Origin of the sequence: Neptunicoccus cionae, from assembly GCF_002860325.1 — a bacterium.
Taxonomy (GTDB): domain Bacteria; phylum Pseudomonadota; class Alphaproteobacteria; order Rhodobacterales; family Rhodobacteraceae; genus Amylibacter; species Amylibacter lutimaris.
Genome location: NZ_PKOJ01000003.1, coordinates 98112 through 114291, shown reverse-complemented (window position 1 = coordinate 114291; position 16180 = coordinate 98112). Strand labels below are relative to the sequence as shown.

Here is a 16180-nt window from a genome sequence, read left to right as displayed (position 1 = left end):
AATGATCCATGAGGACCTATATTTCTAAACTTGCGACCTTGGTTGCGGTTCCGATGTGCCTGAGCCTGCCTCAGTTCTCTTATGCTGAAACGCCAACACTTCAGACCAAGGATCCTGTGATTCACCTCTCTGACAACCTCGATGAAGAGGCCTCCCTTGGGTGGTGCATCGATACGGTCGGCCGCGGAAAAAGCGACAAGTTGCATGCACATTCCTGCAAACCAGAAGGGGACGATGTGCTGTTTTCATTTTCGCCAGAAAGCGGGCTGATTGAATCAGCAACGTATGAAGGGGTGTGCATGGCCTACAATGCCCCCGAGGATGCTACCACGCCTTTCGGCTTGATCGCTTGTGACGACGCAGATGCAAGACAGCATTTTTCTTACGATGCCACCAGTATGGAATTACGCTTGGCCTCTGACCCATCTCAATGCGTGACAGTCGCCGCAACAATCGACGATGCAGGGCCCTACCAATCACGCGATCTTGTCCTTGGGGCCTGCGACGAACTGGAACCCGGTTTCAAGCAATGGGTCGTTAAAGAGTAATCGCGCATTAATCCTTGCCGGAACCGTATTCCGTTCGGGGCTTGCAAAATAACATTGAAACAAAAGGTGCAGGTCGTCCGGATAACCGGATCGGGCCTGCACTTTTGTATTGGTGCTCCCAAAAATGATTTTAATTTGATTTACTATTTGTGTTGAAGCTTGAAGTTTCGGGAGGGCATCGCTGTACCAGCCTCCGAATGTACGCGTGGCACGGGTTTGAGCAAAAGAATCTCTGGCAAATGTATCATGAGGCGGGACATTGTGATGTTTCCGGTTAACACTGAATTCGTTAATCCAGTAATCAGGCGTAGGTGTGGAGTTGGACCTGTGTATAAACAGCGCCAAGGCCGTTACAGCCAAGTATAAGCAGGTTTTTGAAATTTTCCGTAAAATAAACTTTTATTCCCCGTGGGATTGTAGTTAACATCCCGACCAAAGGTTCGTCGCGAAAATGATGAAAAGATTCGTTCGCGTTGTCGCTAAGAGCCGACTGTTGACTTCACATCGATCTCGAAAGGGGATCACATGCGATATTCAGGCTTTCGGGTCATTAAAGAGGCCCTGACCGGGCACAAGGGGTGGAAACCGGCATGGCGTGACCCCGAGCCGGCCTCTTACTATGATATTGTGATCGTGGGGGGCGGTGGTCACGGTCTGGCTACCGCGCATTATCTGGCCAAGGAATTTGGACAGGCCCGCGTTGCCGTGATTGAAAAGGGCTGGATCGGTGGCGGAAATGTGGGGCGGAACACGACGATTGTCCGCTCGAACTACCTGCTAGACGGGAACGAGCCGTTTTACGAGTTTTCGCTAAAGCTTTGGGAAGGTCTGGAACAGGATCTTAACTATAACGCGATGGTCAGCCAGAGGGGGATCTTGAACCTGATCCACTCTGACGGGCAACGGGATGCGTTTATCCGTCGTGGCAATGCGATGATCCTGAACGGGGCCGATGCCGATCTGATGACGACCGAAGCCATTAAAAAGAAATATCCCTTCCTGAATACCGATGATGCCCGCTTTCCGATCAAGGGCGGGTTGGCCCAACATCGGGGGGGAACCGTGCGCCATGATGCTGTTGCTTGGGGCTATGCCCGCAGTGCGGACAGTCGTGGCGTCGATATTATCCAGAATTGCGAAGTCACCGGTTTCCGGATTGAAAACGGTGTTTGCAAAGGGGTTGAAACCTCCCGCGGGTTTATCGGGGCAGGTAAGGTCGGCTGTGCAGTGGCTGGCAGTTCCGGCCGCTTGCTTAGCCTTGCGAATATGCGTTTGCCTATCGAAAGCCATGTGCTGCAGGCGTTTGTGTCCGAAGGGCTCAAGCCTGTGTTGCCGGGTGTGATTACCTTTGGTGCGGGGCATTTTTATTGCAGCCAGTCGGATAAGGGCGGGCTTGTCTTTGGGGGCGATATTGACGGTTATAATTCCTACGCGCAGCGGGGCAATCTGCCGGTGGTAGAGGACGTCTGCGAAGGCGCGATGGCGATCTTCCCGATGCTGGGACGCGCGCGTTTGTTGCGGATGTGGGGCGGTGTCATGGATATGTCGATGGACGGGTCTCCGATCATCGACCGGACCCATATTGACGGGCTCTATTTCAATGGCGGCTGGTGTTACGGAGGCTTCAAAGCCACACCTGCCAGCGGCTTTGCCTTTGCCCATCTTCTGGCCCGCGATGAACCGCATCCGACGGCCACGGCCTACCGGCTGGACCGTTTTGAAAAAGGCTACATGATTGACGAAAAGGGGGTGGGCAACCAGCCCAATCTGCACTGATGATTATTGATCACCCGCTCCTCGGCCCGCGTGACAGCTCCGAATTTACCTATCTGGGCGATGCCCGCCTGATCGACCGCCCCGACCCTGACGGGGGTGATGCGGCGGCGGCGTTCTATCAATATGCCTACCTGCGGGACAATCCCGCTGGCTGGCACAGGGAACTGTGGTTCCACGAAGCCGGAGACCGCTCCTGGCTGGTTGTGACCCGCAACACGCTGACCCATGAAATTTCCAAAGTTGAACTGGCCAGCGATGTGGCCCGAGCGCAGGGGCGGTCGAAATGAGCCAGAAAAACCGGATCGAAGGCGGGCAGATCAATCGCGATGTGCCGCTGAACTTCACCTTTGACGGCAGGCGGTATACCGGCCATGCAGGGGATACGCTTGCTTCGGCACTGCTGGCCAATGGCGTGCGGCTGATGGGGCGCAGTTTTAAATACCACCGCCCGCGCGGCCCCATGACTGCAGGCTCGGAAGAGCCTAACGCGCTGGTGCAACTGCGCAGCGGAGCACTTCAGGAGCCAAACACCCGCGCCACCACGGCAGAGCTGTTTGACGGGCTTTCTGCGACAAGTCAGAACAGGCTTGGCACCTTGTCCTTTGACCTGCTTGCGGTGAACGACCGTCTGTCGAACTTCCTGACCGCAGGGTTCTATTACAAGACTTTTATGTGGCCCAAAGCCTTTTGGGAAAAACTCTATGAACCGGTGATCCGCCGTGCGGCGGGGCTCGGATCTTTGTCGCTGGAGGATGATCCGGATGTTTACGATAAGGGATTTCTGCACTGCGATCTGCTGGTAATCGGGGCAGGGCCGGCGGGGTTGATGGCGGCTCTGACAGCGGCGCGCAGCGGAGCGGATGTGATCCTTGCAGATGAAGATTTCGCGATGGGCGGGCGCCTGAACAGCGAAACGCTTTCTGTCGGGGAAGTTTCAGGTGCGGATTGGGCGGCGGGTACAGTCGCTGAACTTGCTGCCATGCCGAACGTTCGCCTGATGCCGCGTACAACTGTGATCGGGGCGTTTGATCACGGCATTTACGGTGCTGTGGAGCGGGTGGGGGATCACCTCGCGGTGCCACAAGCGGGCAAACCCCGTCAGATATTATGGCGGATTTACACAAAGAAAACGGTTCTGGCTGCCGGTGCAATCGAACGCCCGATCGCCTTTGCCAACAATGACAGGCCGGGCGTGATGACGGCGAGCGCCCTGCGCAGCTATGCCAACCGCTTTGGCGTTGCTGTAGACCGCCGTGCTGTCATTTTTGTCAATAATGACGACGGCTACCGGAGCGCAGAGGACCTGCATGCAAAGGGGATCAGGGTTACGGTGGTCGATCCGCGGCCGGACGTATCAGTGCTTAAGGATTACGAGGTGCTTTCAGGTGCGCAGGTGATCGATACCATGGGGCGCTTGGGGCTGACCTTTGTGAAGGTCCGGCTTGCCGATGGTAGCGAACGGACGATTGAATGTGGCGCGCTCGGCACGAGTGGCGGATGGAATCCGAATGTGCATCTAACCTGTCACCAGCGCGGGCGGCCCCGTTGGGATGACCGGCTTGCGGCCTTTGTTCCGGCGGACCTGCCAACTGGTATGCATGTCGCGGGTGCTGCTGCGGGCGATCTTTCAACTGCCGGCGCTCTGGCGGGCGGCCAGCGCGCGGCACAGGACGCGCTGGCATTGGACGGGTCGATGCCCCCGTTGCCAGAGGCGGAAGATGCACCAGTCAACATCATGCCCTTCTGGTATGTCAAAGGGGGCGAACGGGCCTGGCTCGACCAGCAGAATGATGTGACGGTCAAGGATGTCAGGCTGAGTCATCAGGAGGGCTTCCGCTCGGTCGAACATCTTAAACGCTATACGACGTTGGGCATGGCAACCGATCAGGGCAAAACTGCCAATATGGGCGGGCTGGCGATCATGGCGGAACTGGCGGGTAAGGCCATTCCTGAAGTCGGAACGACTATTTTCCGCCCTCCCTATACACCGGTTGCAATCGGCGCTTTGGCCGGACGGCATCGCGGGGCAGAGTTTCATCCCAAACGCCTGACGCCGTCCCACGCTTGGGCCGAAGAACAGGGGGCGGTTTTTGTGGAAGCCGGCAACTGGATGCGGGCGCAGTATTTTCCGCGTACAGGCGAGCAAAGTTGGCTCGAAACCGTCAACCGCGAGGTTCTGGCGACCCGTAATTCGGTCGGTGTCTGTGATGTGACCACATTGGGAAAAGTCGACGTACAGGGTGCGGATGCGGCAGATTTTCTGAATATGATCTACTGCAACGGTTTTGCGAAACTGGCGGTGGGCAAAGTCCGCTACGGGTTAATGTTGCGCGAAGACGGGATCGCGTTTGACGACGGAACGGCGGCGCGTCTGGCAGAAGATCATTTTGTTGTCACGACCACTACAGCCAATGCGCTTCCGGTGTATCGCCATATGGAATTTGTGCGCCAGTGTCTGGTGCCGGATATGGATGTGCAACTTATCTCTACCACCGAGGCGTGGGCGCAATATGCAGTGGCAGGGCCGAACGCGCGACGTGTGCTGGAACAGATCGTAGATCAGGGCATTAGTAATGAAACCTTCCCCTTTATGGCCTGTGGTAATGTCACGATCTGCGGCGGTTTGCGGGCGCGGTTGTTCCGCATCTCCTTTAGTGGAGAGCTGGCCTATGAAATTGCAGTGCCCACAGCCTATGGCGATGCGCTGATGCGCCGGATTATGGAGGCGGGCGCCGCCTTTGACATCACGCCGTACGGGACTGAAGCGCTTGGCGTGATGCGGATCGAAAAGGGCCATGCTACGGGCAACGAGTTGAACGGGACCACTACAGCGGCGAACCTTGGTATGGGACGGATGGTCAGCACCAAAAAGGATAGTATCGGTGCGGTGCTGTCACGCCGGGAAGGTTTGAATACCCCGGATGATCTGAGAGCGGTCGGCGTGAAACCTGTTGATCCAACCCAACGGGTACCGGCCGGGGCACATCTGATGGCGGCCGAAGGTCCGGTGGATGCAACGCAGGATCAGGGGTATCTGACCTCTGCCTGTTACTCGCCGAACCTCGGGCATCATATTGCATTGGCGTTCCTGAAAGACGGGGCCAGCCGCATCGGAGAAACGATGCGTGTTGTCAGCCCGCTGACGGATGAGGTTGTGGACGTGGAGATTTGCAGTCCGCATTTTATTGACCCAGAAGGGGAGCGGCTTCGTGCTTGAACTGACACCAAAACCCGCAATTGATGCGCCGGATCAAACGATCGGCACGGTTACCATTGCACAAAATACCGGCGTCGCGCTGGCTTCGGTCGCCGCGCGCAAGGGGCAGCTTGCCGCGTGTGAAAAGACATTGAATACGCGTCTGGGGGCTGTGCCACAGGTGGGGAAGGCCGTCAGCGGTAAGGTTGAAACCGGCTTTTGGACGGGAGCCGAGCAATGGATGATCAGCGCCCCTGAAGACAGCCACGAAGATCTGGCGGAACAGTGGAAACGTGTGCTGGGCGCGGCCGCATCCGTTACAGAACAATCCGGCGGTTGGGTCGTGTTCGATGTGAGCGGCGCCAATATGCCGGCAATGTGTGAATTGCTGTGCAGCGTTCCGATCCGCAAGATGGAAACCGGTGACGTTCAGCGCACGATGATCCACCAGCTGGGCTGCTTTGTGATCTGCTGTGATGCAGGCAAACACATCCGTATTCTCGGTCCCCGTGCCTCGGCTCTCAGCCTGCATCATGCCCTGACTGCCGCAGCCACCTCTGTCGCTTGACGGCTGGGGTGGACAAGCCCTGTCTTGACCGCTTCGGGTAATGCCTTAGAACTGGAAAAAATTTATGAAAACGAAAAAGAGTTCTATGGCTGTTGCCCCATTTTCCCAAGATCCTCACAGCTTGCGGGAATCCCGCGAGAAAGTGCTCGAAGTGGCTATCGGCCGCGAGGTGCGGGCGCATCGGCGCAAGCAGAATATCACCGTTGCTGCATTGTCGGAAACAACCGGACTGTCGGTGGGAATGCTGTCAAAAATCGAGAACGGCAATACGTCGCCTTCCCTGACTACGCTGCAATCCCTTGCAAATGCCCTGTCGGTCCCGATTACCATGTTCTTTCGCGGCTTCGAGGAAGAGCGCACGGCGATTCACACCAAGGCAGGTGAGGGGGTGGAGCTGGAACGCGAGGGCACCCGTGCCAACCACCAGTATAATCTTCTGGGGCATTTGGGCGCCAACAAAAGCGGTGTTATCGTCGAACCCTATATGATCACGCTGAACGAAAACTCCGATGTGTTCCCGACATTTCAGCACGACGGGATCGAAACGATCTACATGCTGGAAGGGGAGATCGACTACCGCCATGGCGATCAGGTTTATCCGTTGAAACCCGGGGATACACTGTTTTTCGATGCGGATGCTCCCCATGGACCTGAAGTGCTGGTAAAGCTGCCAGCCCGATACCTATCCATCATCAGTTATCCTCAGAATACCTGACCCTACGGCCACCCCGAAACAATCCGGACACTTGGAACCGTCCGCCGTTTATGGCGCGGCGGTGATGCTGTTCTGTGGGGCTTCGTAACCTTCTCTGGCCGGCGTATCCGCTTCAATGCAGGAAATTCGCCCTCATTAGTGAAAAAATATTCCTGACAGTTGCGCTTCTTTCCTGAGAGTGTTAGCTAGGGATTCGAAAACCTGCACTGTGCAGGGCAACAAACGAGGATAGCTGAATGTGTGGGATTGTCGGGTTGTTCCTGAAAGACAAATCACTTGAGCCGCAGCTTGGCGCTTTGCTGGCGGGGATGCTCGTCACGATGACAGATCGCGGGCCGGATAGTGCGGGTATCGCAATTTATTCCAATGAAACCAAAGACTACTCTAAGATCGTCGTGCAATCCGACACGCCAGAAGTGGATTTTGACGGGCTGGAGGCCGCCCTGAGCAATGCTTCCGGCGTGACGGTAAAAATGGAAGTTTCCAGTACGCACGCAGTTCTTTCGGTGCCAAACGGCTCTATCGATGCGGTTCGCACTGCGATTGTGGCCGTCAATCCGGCGCTGCGGATCATGAGCCGCGGCGACACATTGGAAATCTATAAGGAAGTGGGTCTGCCAAAGGACGTGGCCTCCCGTTTTGCGATTGAGGAAATGTCCGGTAGCCACGGCATCGGCCACACCCGTATGGCAACAGAATCTGCTGTTACTACAATGGGCGCACACCCGTTCAATACCGGCAATGACCAATGTCTCGTACACAACGGTTCACTGTCCAATCACAACAGCCTGCGCCGCAAGCTGCGCCGCGAAGGAATCCACATCGAAACCGAAAATGACACCGAGGTGGGCGCGGCCTATCTGACATGGCGGATGCAGAACGGGGCGACACTGGGTGAAGCTCTGGAAAGCAGCCTGACCGATCTGGACGGGTTCTTCACCTTTGTTGTCGGCACCAAAGACGGCTTTGGTGTGGTGCGTGATCCGATTGCCTGCAAGCCTGCAGTCATGGCGGAAACCGATCAATACGTAGCCTTCGGGTCAGAATACCGCGCTCTCGTCGATTTGCCCGGTATCGAGAACGCTCGCGTCTGGGAGCCGGAGCCTGCGACTGTCTATTTCTGGAGCCACTCCGAGCAGCCCATCAAAGAGAAAGCCGCATAAATGCAAATATTAGACATGGCGGAAATCGAACTGCGCGAAATGAATGCAACGCTTCATGCGCAGGCCGAAAAAACTAACCAGACAGCTTGGGAAATCGTAAACCCCAGAGGCGCACACGCAATTGCCTGCGGTCTGGATGCCCCGATCGAAGTGACTGTAAAAGGATCCACCGGATATTACTGTGCGGGCATGAACAAACAGGCGACGATCAACATCAAGGGCTCTGCCGGTCCGGGCGTTGCTGAAAACATGATGAGCGGCACGGTCGTGATTGATGGCGATGCCAGCCAGTATGCAGGGGCCACCGGTCATGGCGGGCTTCTGGTGATCAAGGGCAATGCGTCCTCGCGCTGCGGGATTTCCATGAAGGGGATCGATATCGTTGTGCATGGCAGCATCGGCCATATGTCCGCCTTTATGGCGCAATCGGGCAATATGGTCGTCTGCGGCGATGCGGGCGAGGCCTTGGGCGACAGTCTCTATGAGGCACGCCTTTTTGTGCGCGGATCGGTTAAGTCGCTCGGGGCGGATTGCGCCGAGAAAGAGATGCGGCCGGAACATCTGGAGATCCTGTCGGATCTGCTGGAACGCGCCGGTGCAGATGCCAAGCCCGAAGAGTTCAAACGCTACGGTTCGGCGCGTGAGCTTTATACCTTCAAGATCGACAATGCGTACTGAGGACAAGCCATGACTGATACAACCAACGGCGCGCCCCGCACGACGCCCATTCAATCCGCGACTTTCTCCAACCCGATCAACGCCGAAATCCGGCGGGCTGCGGCAACGGGGATTTACGACATCCGTGGTGGCGGCGCGAAACGCAAGCTGCCCCATTTCGATGATTTGCTGTTTCTCGGCGCTTCTATTTCCCGTTATCCGCTCGAAGGCTACCGCGAGAAATGTGATACCTCTGTCACGCTTGGGACGCGGTTTGCCAAGAACCCGATCAAGCTGGACATTCCAATTACCATCGCGGGCATGTCGTTCGGGGCTCTCTCTGGTCCGGCGAAAGAGGCTTTGGGCCGTGGCGCGACCCTTGCCGGCACTTCGACCACCACGGGTGACGGTGGCATGACAAGCGAGGAGCGCGGCCACTCCAACAAGCTGGTCTATCAATACCTGCCATCCCGCTATGGTATGAACCCTGATGACCTGCGCCGCGCAGACGCGATTGAAATCGTTGTCGGGCAGGGTGCCAAACCCGGTGGGGGCGGTATGCTGCTTGGTCAGAAGATCAGTGACAGGGTAGCGGAAATGCGCAACCTGCCCAAAGGAATCGACCAGCGTTCTGCCTGTCGTCACCCCGACTGGACAGGACCGGATGATCTTGAGATCAAGATACTTGAACTGCGCGAGATTACCGGCTGGAAGGTGCCAATCTACATCAAGGTTGGTGGCGCACGCCCTTACTTCGATACCACACTGGCCGTAAAAGCAGGCGCGGATGTGGTTGTGCTCGACGGGATGCAGGGCGGCACTGCCGCAACGCAGGATGTGTTTATCGAACATGTAGGGCAACCCATACTGGCCTGTATCCGTGAAGCGGTGCGTGCCTTGCAGGATCTCGGGATGCACCGTGAAGTGCAGCTTGTGGTATCGGGTGGTATCCGCACCGGCGCGGATGTGGCCAAGGCAATGGCGCTTGGGGCCGATGCGGTTGCAATCGGGACCGCTGCTTTGATCGCACTTGGCGACAACGACCCGAAATGGGAGTCCGAGTATAACGCACTGGGCACCACTGCGGGGGCTTATGACGACTGGCACGAGGGCCGCGACCCAGCGGGTATCACCACGCAAGACCCCGAACTGATGCAGCGCTTTGATCCGATTGAAGGCGGGCGGCGGCTTAACAACTACCTTCGGGTTATGACGCTGGAGGCGCAAACCATCGCGCGGGCCTGCGGCAAGAGCCATCTGCACAACCTTGAACCGGAAGACCTGTGTGCTGTGACAATGGAGGCCGCTGCAATGGCCAAAATTCCGCTGGCAGGGACCGACTGGTACCCGGGCAAACCCAACACATCCTACTAAACCATAACGAGGGCGCGGCCGCAGGGTACGCGCCTCATTCTTTGACCACAGGGACACAAGCAATGACAACAGATCTTGCCAAATTTGCAGCCGATAACGGCGTTAAATACTTCATGATCAGCTTCACTGATCTTTTCGGCGGCCAGAGGGCCAAACTGGTACCCGCCCGCGCTATCGCGGACATGCAGGAAGATGGAGCAGGTTTTGCCGGCTTTGCCACATGGCTCGATCTGACGCCCGCCCATCCTGATATGCTTGCGGTGCCGGATGCCGAAGCGGCGATCATCCTGCCGTGGAACCGCGAGATCGCATGGGTTCCCGCCGATTGTGTCATGGAAGGGGAGCCTGTGGCGCAAGCGCCTCGTAATGTGCTGCGCCGCTTGATCAGCGAAGCCGCCGAGGAAGGGATGCGGGTTAAAACCGGTATCGAAGCAGAGTTCTTCCTGCTGACACCGGACGGAGAGCAGATCAGCGATCCTTATGACACCGCCGCCAAACCCTGTTACGACCAACAGGCCTTTATGCGCAGGCTTGATGTCATTCTGGAAATCAGCGACCACATGCTTGAAATGGGGTGGAATCCCTACCAGAACGACCATGAAGACGCGAATGGCCAGTGGGAGATGAACTGGGACTTTGATGATGCCCTTGCTACGGCGGACAAGCACAGTTTCTTCAAATTCATGGTTAAAACAGTTGCCGAGAAACACGGATACCGCGCAACCTTCATGCCGAAACCTGTGGAAGGTCTGACGGGCAACGGCTGCCATGCCCATATTTCGGTCTGGGATCTGGACGGCACACACAACGTGTTCGCGATGGAGCCAAACGACAGCAGCCAGACAGCCGAACTGGGGCTATCCGAGAAGGGGCGCCATTTCCTTGGCGGGATCATGAAACACGCAAGCGCGCTGCCAGCGATCACAAACCCGACGGTAAACAGCTATAAGCGGATCAATGCACCGCGCACGACTTCGGGTGCGACGTGGGCCCCCAATACGGTGACGTGGACCGGAAACAACCGCACCCATATGGTCCGCGTGCCCGGTCCCGGCCGGTTTGAACTCCGCCTGCCGGACGGGGCGGTTAACCCCTATCTGTTGCAGGCGGTCATTATTGCGGCGGGGCTGTCCGGTGTACGCACCGAAGCCGATCCCGGAAAACGCTATGACATCGATATGTACGCAGAAGGCTATAAGGTGCGCGGTGCTCCCAAGCTGCCGTTGAACATGCTGGACGCCTTGCGCGGGTTTGATCGGGACAAAGGGCTGAAAGCCGCAATGGGCGAAGAATTCTCTGCGTCTTACATCAAGATGAAGATGCAGGAATGGGACAGCTTTGTCAGCTATTTCAGCCAGTGGGAGAAAGACAATACCCTTGATATCTGATCTTTCTTGAATCCCGACCCTTTGTAGGATTGCAACTGCCGTTCTTTGCGTCCTAGACATTGAGAATGAACAAACAGGGCTGCCATGACAGGTGGTCCTGTCTGATCATGAATGAAGCGAATTTATTTCCCAAGGAAACGCCCATGAGCAAATATGCCCTTACAGTGACCTGCCAGTCCCGTCGCGGGATCGTTGCTGCCATTGCCGGTTATCTCTCCGATCAAGGCTGTAACATCACTGACTCTGCCCAGTTTGATGACAAGGAAACCGGAAACTTCTTTATGCGGATCAGTTTTGATACCGATGGCAGTGTCGGGCTGGAGGGGCTGTCCGATGGGTTCAAAGATGCTGCGGCAACTTTCGACATGACCTACGAATTCCATGACGAAGCGGCCAAGATGAAGGTCATCATCATGGTATCCCGTTTCGGGCACTGTCTGAACGATCTGCTGTATCGCTGGCGCATTGGTGCGCTGCCGATCGACATTGTGGCGGTGATTTCCAATCACATGGATTACCAGAAAGTCGTGGTAAATCACGATATTCCGTTCCATTGCATCAAGGTCACGAAAGAAAACAAGCCCGATGCCGAAGCGCGGATCATGGGTGTGGTCGAGGACACCGGCGCCGAACTGATCGTTCTGGCCCGTTACATGCAAATCCTGTCCGACGAAATGTGCCAGAAGATGTCCGGCAGGATCATCAACATCCATCATTCTTTCCTGCCAAGCTTCAAGGGCGCGAACCCTTACAAGCAGGCCTTCCAGCGCGGGGTGAAGCTGATCGGGGCGACGTCCCATTATGTGACCGCCGATCTTGATGAAGGTCCGATCATTGAACAGGATATTGTCCGCGTGACCCACGCCCAGTCGCCCGAAGACTATGTCTCGCTTGGGCGGGATGTGGAAAGTCAGGTGCTCGCCCGTGCCATCCACGCCCACATCCACCAGCGTGTATTCCTGAACGGCAATAAAACTGTCGTTTTCCCTGCGTCTCCGGGGTCTTATGCCTCCGAGCGGATGGGCTGACGATTTATCCCCGCTAACAGGCGCGCCGCTGTTCTTTCAAAAGCAGCGGCGCGCCAAATTTCTGCGGATCATTTTTTGACGCGATAGTCCTGATGGCATGCGGAGCAGGTTTTGGCGGTCAGCAGGAAAAGTTCGTCCACCGGAAGCGTTGCATAGGATTCCAGATCATGCGGCGTGGAAGATTCCGGTGCCGCGCCAGAGGGCGGGTTTGCCGCAGCAAGGATCAGCCCCTGACCTTGCAATGCCAGCCTCTCGGCTAGTTCCGAAAACCGCTCCCATTCCTTCCAGATTTTCGGACGTGCCTCTGTGGGGTCCTGCAGGGAACCTTCGGGAAATCCCTCAAGCATGGCATCGCCGGCATGATCCCGCAGGGCCTGCGCTGCAACAGAAATGGCATCCGGATCGGGGGAGGGACTTTTGACCTGTCCCGCGATTGCCTTCATGGAGCCCGCCAGCATCCCCATGGCGTCCATCCGCTGTTTGACCACGCCTGTGGCCTTGTCATGGGCGTTTGCCGGTCCGGTTCCGGCCAGGACAGCCAGCAGAACTACGCTGACCACGGGGGAATTGAATGCTTTGATAAAGAAAGTACCGAACCGTGTGCCTGAGTGAATTTTATCTGTCATGAGGGCTCCCTGCTGCATGTTTTTTTGTTTCGATAGGGGTTCGGGCAGGGGGAATGTCAAGGATAAAGGCAGCGGTGCAACACCTGCGCGAAAAGCTGCGCGTCGCGGGCTTTGGCGCTGTCACGGGTGGATGGATGGTTTTAGGGTGGGCAAAACGAATAAGAGCAGAGACTACTAATATGCGGGTCGCAATTCTTGCAGCACTGGGTGTGATGCACGCCGGTCTGGCGCAGGCCGAAGGCTTTGCCTGGCCGAAATTGGACAATATCGTGGGCGTGTCCCGCCTGTTTAACAATGACTTTCTGGGCGATGGCAATGACCGCTGGCGCACCGGCTCCTATGAGGTTTCCGTGACTTTCGGGGAGCAGGTGCTGGACGGAATGCCAAATGAGCCCTTTTCCCTGATCCAATACCGTCTGCGCAGTGAAATCATCGCGCCTGCGGATCTCTCGGTTACGACGGCCTTTCCCGACCGTGCTTATGCAGGGGTGATCGGCCTCGGGGCTTTTACCCATTTCGAAAAAGGCGGCTATAACCTGTCTTACGGCGGGGAACTGGTTTTTGTCGGGCCTTCCACCGGTGTTGGACGGTTCCAGCGTTGGGCCCACAAACAGATCGGTGCACAGACGCCGAATATGCTCGGCGATCAGCTGGGAGACCATATCTATCCCACGATCCAGGGCGAGATTTCCAGAGACCTGCGGGCAGGGGATGCCCTGTTCCGCCCCTTCGCCGAAGCGCAGGCCGGTGTCGAAAGCTATGCCCGTATCGGGATAGACGCGGTTTTTGGTAAAAACCTGTCCCGCAACTTCTTTGTGCGCGAACCGATCACAGGCCATCTGGTTACGAATGTGCGCAGCAGCGATGCACGCAGCTTCGGCTTTATGATGGGTGGTGATCTGGCCTATGTGGGCGACAGCAAGCTGCTGCCCGAAAGTCGTGGTTACACAGTTGAAAGTTTCCGCCCGCGCGCCCGTGCCGGTTTTGTCTACGAAGGGGAAAGCGCAGGTCTGTTCTACGGGCTGACATGGCTTGGCAAGGAATTTGAAGGCCAGAGCGACAGTCAGGTTACGGGCTCTCTTAATGTGAAGTTCAATTTCTGAGCGATTGGCGGGCAGGGACTGTTGACTCCCTGCGCACAAGGCTTATAAGCCGCCCATCCGCGCAAGCGGTTCATTGGTGTTGGTGGCCCCCGCAAGGGGATGCCTGTCGGGCTTCGGGAAACCGGATAAGACCAAAGGACAACGCCCTTCGAAACCTTAGAAGGAGATCAGCCGTGACGAAACGTACAGCTGCCAAATACAAAATTGACCGCCGCATGGGCGAAAACATCTGGGGCCGTCCTAAATCCCCTGTGAACCGTCGTGAATACGGCCCGGGCGTACATGGTCAACGCCGCAAACAAAAACTGTCCGATTTCGGTATCCAGCTGCGCGCCAAGCAAAAGCTGAAAGGGTACTACGGCGATCTGACAGAGAAACAGTTCCGTCGCATCTACGCAGAAGCTGTTCGTGTGAACGGCGATACAGGTGAAAACCTGATCGGTCTGCTGGAGCGTCGTCTGGATGCCGTTGTATACCGTGCGAAATTCGTACCAACAGTATTCGCTGCCCGTCAGTTCGTGAACCACGGCCACGTGACAGTGAACGGCAAAAAAGTGAACATCCCGTCCTATCGCGTTAAAGAAGGTGACGTGATCGAAGTACGTGACCGCTCCAAGCAAATGGCGCTGGTGATGGAAGCTCTTGCAAGCTCCGAGCGTGACTTTGCAGACTATCTGACTGTAGACGCAAGCAAAATGCGCGCCGAGTTCGTTCGCACACCTGGTTTGGCCGATGTGCCTTACCCAGTTGTGATGGAACCGAACCTGGTGGTGGAATTCTACGCGAAGAACTAATCTTCGCCGACCCTCCGAGAATTCAAGGCCGTTCCCTTCGGGAGCGGCCTTTTTCTTTGCTGCGGTGGCTGTGCAGGAGATATGCAAAGCCACCGGCACTGCCGTGCAGCGGCTGGCTGTTACCAGCGCTTACGCACATGCGCCTTGTCTTTTGGGAGCCTAGTCGTCGCCGCAGATGGATTGCAGGGCGATCCAGTCCGCGTCACTCAGCGGAAGGCGGTAGTTTTCGGGGTAAGGGTCACGGGCGATCAGCTCGGCCGTGCTCTCGCCGCTTGCATCAAGTGCGTAAGCATACGGCGTCGTCGTCATTTGTGTCTCTCTGAAAACGGCCAGCAGGGTTTCCGTATCTGCGCGCACCAGTGGTGCAGTCAGCACCTGCCGTGCATAGCCGGCAAGTGCGGTATCCGGCAGGTCGCCGTTAGCGATGAAGGCCAGCGTGCGCCGTGTGCCGATCTTGCGGAACATCCGGTTCATCGGGTTATCCAGCGCCGCAATCGCCCGCTCTCGCAGCACAAAACCCGCAGCGATTTCCGGACCGGCGTTTTCCTCCACCAGCACGCGGTTCAACAGAATATTCCCGCCGGGCAGATGGGCTGCGAAACGTGCGCCCAGATCGACAATGTGGATTTCCCCGCCCTCCGGCAGCAGCCAGTTTTCAAATTTGTCCAGTGCAGAGCGCCCCAAGGGATCCTGACAGGCGGTACCGGTCAGAACATCCGTCTGACGCAATACCTTCTGCCCGATCTGATGGGCTTTCGCGGCCGGAAGGATGCGCGTTGCATAATCCGCCGAAATCGACGGCAGCCAGAACAGCACTATGCCAAGGGTCAGGGCCAGAAACATTGCACCAAGGCCCCAGCGCAACCGGCCGGGGTGGGGGCCGGTTCGACGGATCGCACGGCGCACTTCGTGTATCGCCCCGTTCATCGTCTCGTCGTCGATTTCCAGCGTTTCGGAGCCGCTTTGATCCGGACTGTAAAGATGGGGGCCATCGCCCGAGGACAGGCTGCGCACAGCGGCAAGAGACCAATGTGTCAGAGGCTTGCCGTTTGCATCGGACAACACCAAGGAGGACGCGCCAAAGGATACGATCACCTCGCGTCGTTGATCCGCTTCGGATTCCCTCCAGAGCCCGAGTGCTTCGAGCCGTTGATATTTTTTGAGCGCTGTCACTGCGTGCCTATACCGGCCTGTGGCCTGTTTTTTCGAGAATCATACACCGTCTTGTTGCACGTGTGTAGGCA

15 protein-coding genes are annotated in these 16180 nt (G+C 56.9%); 13 read left to right on the top strand and 2 right to left on the bottom strand.

Annotated features, from left to right (window positions below):
• Positions 1-8: 8 nt before the first annotated feature.
• The 11 genes from C0U40_RS09480 to purU all read left to right on the top strand — a co-directional run bounded on the left by C0U40_RS09480 (position 9) and on the right by purU (position 12413).
• The gene (locus C0U40_RS09480) at positions 9-548 is read left to right on the top strand and encodes a hypothetical protein (RefSeq protein ID WP_101655539.1); all 540 of its coding nucleotides are present in this window, start codon (positions 9-11) and stop codon (positions 546-548) included.
• Positions 549-1073: 525 nt separating this feature from the next.
• Positions 1074-2324: a sarcosine oxidase subunit beta family protein gene (locus C0U40_RS09475; protein ID WP_101655538.1), complete on the top strand. Its 1251-nt coding sequence runs from the start codon at positions 1074-1076 to the stop codon at positions 2322-2324.
• Entirely contained in the window at positions 2324-2611 is a 288-nt protein-coding gene (locus tag C0U40_RS09470; protein WP_101655537.1) for a sarcosine oxidase subunit delta, read from the top strand. Before C0U40_RS09475 ends, C0U40_RS09470 begins: the two co-directional genes overlap by 1 nt.
• Positions 2608-5541: a sarcosine oxidase subunit alpha family protein gene (locus C0U40_RS09465; RefSeq protein ID WP_101655536.1), complete on the top strand. Its 2934-nt coding sequence runs from the start codon at positions 2608-2610 to the stop codon at positions 5539-5541. The genes C0U40_RS09470 and C0U40_RS09465 overlap by 4 nt, the downstream gene beginning before the upstream one ends.
• A complete protein-coding gene (locus C0U40_RS09460) occupies positions 5534-6088 on the top strand; it encodes a sarcosine oxidase subunit gamma (protein ID WP_286134883.1) in 555 nt (184 codons plus the stop codon). The genes C0U40_RS09465 and C0U40_RS09460 overlap by 8 nt, the downstream gene beginning before the upstream one ends.
• Positions 6089-6152: 64 nt before the next feature.
• Positions 6153-6803: a helix-turn-helix domain-containing protein gene (locus tag C0U40_RS09455; RefSeq protein WP_286134882.1), complete on the top strand. Its 651-nt coding sequence runs from the start codon at positions 6153-6155 to the stop codon at positions 6801-6803.
• Between the two features lie 236 nt (positions 6804-7039).
• Positions 7040-7966, top strand: coding sequence for a class II glutamine amidotransferase (locus C0U40_RS09450; protein WP_101655533.1), 927 nt, complete (start codon positions 7040-7042; stop codon positions 7964-7966).
• Complete coding sequence (locus C0U40_RS09445) at positions 7967-8644, top strand: GXGXG domain-containing protein (protein ID WP_101655532.1); 678 nt, start codon at positions 7967-7969, stop codon at positions 8642-8644.
• 9 nt (positions 8645-8653) lie between these two features.
• Complete coding sequence (locus C0U40_RS09440; RefSeq protein ID WP_101655531.1) at positions 8654-9997, top strand: FMN-binding glutamate synthase family protein; 1344 nt, start codon at positions 8654-8656, stop codon at positions 9995-9997.
• 62 nt (positions 9998-10059) lie between these two features.
• Positions 10060-11385 carry a type III glutamate--ammonia ligase gene (gene glnT / locus C0U40_RS09435; protein WP_101655530.1) on the top strand — a complete coding sequence of 442 codons (1326 nt, stop codon included), beginning with the start codon at positions 10060-10062 and terminating at the stop codon, positions 11383-11385.
• Between the two features lie 143 nt (positions 11386-11528).
• Positions 11529-12413: a formyltetrahydrofolate deformylase gene (gene purU / locus C0U40_RS09430; RefSeq protein ID WP_101655768.1), complete on the top strand. Its 885-nt coding sequence runs from the start codon at positions 11529-11531 to the stop codon at positions 12411-12413.
• Between the two features lie 68 nt (positions 12414-12481).
• On the opposite strand, the gene C0U40_RS09425 is transcribed toward purU, so the two are convergent.
• Positions 12482-13039 carry a c-type cytochrome gene (locus C0U40_RS09425; protein ID WP_180957666.1) on the bottom strand — a complete coding sequence of 186 codons (558 nt, stop codon included), beginning with the start codon at positions 13037-13039 and terminating at the stop codon, positions 12482-12484.
• Positions 13040-13092: 53 nt separating this feature from the next.
• Between C0U40_RS09425 and C0U40_RS09420 the strand changes: the two genes are divergently transcribed.
• Positions 13093-14142 carry a lipid A-modifier LpxR family protein gene (locus C0U40_RS09420; protein ID WP_101655528.1) on the top strand — a complete coding sequence of 350 codons (1050 nt, stop codon included), beginning with the start codon at positions 13093-13095 and terminating at the stop codon, positions 14140-14142.
• 173 nt (positions 14143-14315) lie between these two features.
• Positions 14316-14936, top strand: coding sequence for a 30S ribosomal protein S4 (gene rpsD, locus C0U40_RS09415; protein WP_101655527.1), 621 nt, complete (start codon positions 14316-14318; stop codon positions 14934-14936).
• A 159-nt stretch (positions 14937-15095) separates the two neighbouring features.
• Here the strand turns inward: rpsD and C0U40_RS09410 are convergent, their stop codons facing one another.
• Positions 15096-16109 carry a hypothetical protein gene (locus tag C0U40_RS09410; protein ID WP_101655526.1) on the bottom strand — a complete coding sequence of 338 codons (1014 nt, stop codon included), beginning with the start codon at positions 16107-16109 and terminating at the stop codon, positions 15096-15098.
• Positions 16110-16180: the final 71 nt, after the last annotated feature.

Bases quoted from the DNA above. Each gene is read 5' to 3' on its own strand.
- C0U40_RS09480 (WP_101655539.1), top strand. From the start codon at position 9: ATGAGGACCTATATTTCTAAACTTGCGACCTTGGTTGCGGTTCCGATG.
- C0U40_RS09475 (WP_101655538.1), top strand. From the start codon at position 1,074: ATGCGATATTCAGGCTTTCGGGTCATTAAAGAGGCCCTGACCGGGCAC.
- C0U40_RS09470 (WP_101655537.1), top strand. From the start codon at position 2,324: ATGATTATTGATCACCCGCTCCTCGGCCCGCGTGACAGCTCCGAATTT.
- C0U40_RS09465 (WP_101655536.1), top strand. From the start codon at position 2,608: ATGAGCCAGAAAAACCGGATCGAAGGCGGGCAGATCAATCGCGATGTG.
- C0U40_RS09455 (WP_286134882.1), top strand. From the start codon at position 6,153: ATGAAAACGAAAAAGAGTTCTATGGCTGTTGCCCCATTTTCCCAAGAT.
- C0U40_RS09450 (WP_101655533.1), top strand. From the start codon at position 7,040: ATGTGTGGGATTGTCGGGTTGTTCCTGAAAGACAAATCACTTGAGCCG.
- C0U40_RS09445 (WP_101655532.1), top strand. From the start codon at position 7,967: ATGCAAATATTAGACATGGCGGAAATCGAACTGCGCGAAATGAATGCA.
- C0U40_RS09440 (WP_101655531.1), top strand. From the start codon at position 8,654: ATGACTGATACAACCAACGGCGCGCCCCGCACGACGCCCATTCAATCC.
- glnT (WP_101655530.1), top strand. From the start codon at position 10,060: ATGACAACAGATCTTGCCAAATTTGCAGCCGATAACGGCGTTAAATAC.
- purU (WP_101655768.1), top strand. From the start codon at position 11,529: ATGAGCAAATATGCCCTTACAGTGACCTGCCAGTCCCGTCGCGGGATC.
- C0U40_RS09425 (WP_180957666.1), bottom strand. From the start codon at position 13,039: ATGACAGATAAAATTCACTCAGGCACACGGTTCGGTACTTTCTTTATC.
- C0U40_RS09420 (WP_101655528.1), top strand. From the start codon at position 13,093: ATGTCAAGGATAAAGGCAGCGGTGCAACACCTGCGCGAAAAGCTGCGC.